The sequence below is a fragment of the Dyadobacter flavalbus genome (genome assembly GCF_006149045.1).
Lineage (GTDB): Bacteria > Bacteroidota > Bacteroidia > Cytophagales > Spirosomataceae > Dyadobacter > Dyadobacter flavalbus.
In genome coordinates this window covers 1-2629 of the sequence record NZ_VBSN01000070.1, presented here as the reverse complement: position 1 = coordinate 2629, position 2629 = coordinate 1, and the positions used below count along the sequence as shown (strand labels likewise).

At 44.5% G+C, this 2629-nt stretch carries 2 protein-coding genes; both read right to left on the bottom strand.

What is annotated here, in order from left to right:
• Positions 1–87: 87 nt before the first annotated feature.
• On the bottom strand, positions 88–825 hold the full coding sequence (gene istB, locus FEM33_RS23125) for an IS21-like element helper ATPase IstB (protein WP_139014351.1): 738 nt from the start codon (positions 823–825) through the stop codon (positions 88–90).
• Positions 826–847: 22 nt separating this feature from the next.
• Positions 848–2401, bottom strand: coding sequence for an IS21 family transposase (istA, locus tag FEM33_RS23120; RefSeq protein ID WP_139014350.1), 1554 nt, complete (start codon positions 2399–2401; stop codon positions 848–850).
• Between the last annotated feature and the right edge of the window lie 228 nt (positions 2402–2629).

Genomic DNA, 2629 nt, shown 5'->3' with positions numbered 1-2629 from the left:
TTGGATATTTCGGAGGGACCATGCCAGTGATTTCGGTCAAACCGTGCCACTTTAAAAGATCATACAATGATATAAAAAAAGTCGTTGTTATTCCTGTTTGAGTATGCCTTTTCGAAGCGAGTCCCCTTTCAGATCAATTCTATGTGATGAGTTGACGATCCTGTCGAGTATCGCATCTGCAATTGTACCCTGGCCCCCAATGATCTCATACCATGCAGATACGGGTATCTGGGAGGATATAATAGTGGATCTTTTGCCATGCCGGTCATCGATTATATCCATCATGGTTTCCCTGTCCTGATTGTCAAACGCCTGCAGTCCGAAGTCGTCAAGAATCAATAGCTGAACGCTGGTCAGTTTTTCCAGTTCTTTAAGGTAAGTACCGTCAACCTTGCTGAGTTTTAACTTTTTAAAAAGCCTTGCAGTCACAGTATAAAGCGTTTTTATTCCTGACAGACATGCCTGGTGGCCCAGCGCCTGAGAGAGGTAACTTTTTCCTGTACCAGAAGCCCCGCAGATAATGACGTTCTCTTTTCTGGCTGCGAAGTCAAGTGTGCCCAGACGGGCAAACATATTTTTGTCCAGGTTTCGGTCTGCCGAATAGTTGATGTCAGCCATACTGGCAAGTTGCCTGAAGCTAGCTTGTCTGAGTAGCCTTTCCACCTTGCTATTTTCCCGCTGCTCCCATTGGTGATCGGTCAGCAGGGCCAGATATTCATCACATGTCATTGACGTAAGCCTGTTTTGCTCGACGTAAGTAAGATGTAATTGCGCCATGGCCCCCAGGCGCATGTTCCTTAATTTTTCAATTGTCTGATTATTCATTGCCTTAGTTTTTTGATTGTGATTATTCATATGCGGATGCACCCCGTATGTTACTATGGAAGGGTATATGGTCATTTGCGTTTTGCAGGTCCACCTCATATAAGGGCACTTTGTCCATATTATTTTTGAGTATGTTTTTGATGCGTATATATGAGCACGCATCTGTATCCAGTGCCCTTTTGCAGGCCTGGTCGAGTCTTTGAGAGCCGTATGAGCGGTAGAGTTGAATAACGCCCAGGGCCCGTTTGTAGCCTATCTCCGGGTAATCCTGGGCTACAAGTATCTTTTCTACGCACGCTAGCACGTGCTGACCGTGTGGGGCCGCTTTTTGTCTAAAGAACTCCGGATTCCAATCTGAGTAAAACTTATGCGTACTGCTCAAGTGATCCGTATTGGTGATATATGCACCCTTGGCCAGATTGCGCTGGTGCATGGCTATTCTTTGGTGATTATGAAAGACTTCGATCCTGCTTTGCGTGTAATGAATCTGGGTTTCTTTCCCGATAAAACGGTACGGAACGCTGTAATAGCTTTTATCTGGAGAGAAGTATACATATCCCATCTTCTGTACTTTTGCCCTTCTAAAATCTTTCAGCTCATAGGGCGTATCCGGAAGCGCTTTTAGATACTGACGCTCTACAGTCTGGAAGAGCTCGATTCGGCTGGACTCTTTGCGTTTAAATATCAGTTCGTTATACCGCTCCAAAAGTTTACCGATCTCATTGTTAAGGTCTTCCAGTGAGAAGAAGGTTGTCTCTCTGAGTGGATAATAAATGCGTTGATAAGCAAGATGCACAGCATTCTCAACCAAGGCCTTATCCTGAGGGGAGTACCCTCTTGTGGGATTGATCGCGCAATTGTAATGGCAGGCTAGGTCCTTGAAGCTCCGGTTAATATCAGCCTCATACTTACTCGCTCTATTGACAGCTGATTTAAGATTGTCTGAGACAATAGCCTTTGGAACTCCGCCATAAAATTGCAGTGCATGAACGCAGCTGGAAATCAGATCGCCGCGTGTTTGACTCATGCAGGCCCTTACATATGTGTATTGACTGCACGGAAGAATGGCTACGAATACTTCAACTTCAATAAGTTCTCCGGTCTGTTTATCGACTATATGCAGCTTCTTGCCAGCGAAATCAATAAACATTTCCTCTCCCGCCAGATGTTCTAGTTTCATCGATCCCTTTTCCTTGGGATATTTACGCCGGTAGTGTTCCAGAAACTGGGTGTAGCTGTAAGCATCCTGCGCCTGCCCAAAATATTGCTGATAATGAAATAAAAAGGTAAAACCAGGGTGGTGACGCGCCTTATTGATCCTCTCAAAATAAAGCATCAGCTCATTATGGCGTGCTGTATCAACAGTAGTATGATAGGAAAACAGCTCCGATAATTTGGCAGAATCAAAATTCAGAAGCTCTTCAAGCGAGTATTCGCTTGCCGTAAACAATTGCATGTAAGTGTTCACCGTATTCCGGGAGATCCCCAGAATCGAGCCTATCCTACGGTTGCTGGTCCCGTCAAGATGTAACGTAATTATCTGTTTTAAGTCCATCGGATCAAGTATGTTGGCCATGTCGCTACGTTGTAATTTATAGCAACAAGGTAAATTCTTGATCTTCTAAAGTGGCACAAATCGAACCGTAATCCGTTGCTTATCTAAATCCGTAGCTGCCCAAAAACACTGGCATCATTCGAACCGTAAACCAAGTAATCAACAACAGAATAAACTGGCACGTTTTGAACCGTAATGACTGGCATCATCCGACCGAAATAACTGGCACAAATCGAACCGTAGTATCCA

Excerpts from the sequence above, each read along its gene's own strand:
- istB (WP_139014351.1), bottom strand. The coding sequence starts at position 825 with ATGAATAATCAGACAATTGAAAAATTAAGGAACATGCGCCTGGGGGCC.
- istA (WP_139014350.1), bottom strand. The coding sequence starts at position 2,401 with ATGGCCAACATACTTGATCCGATGGACTTAAAACAGATAATTACGTTA.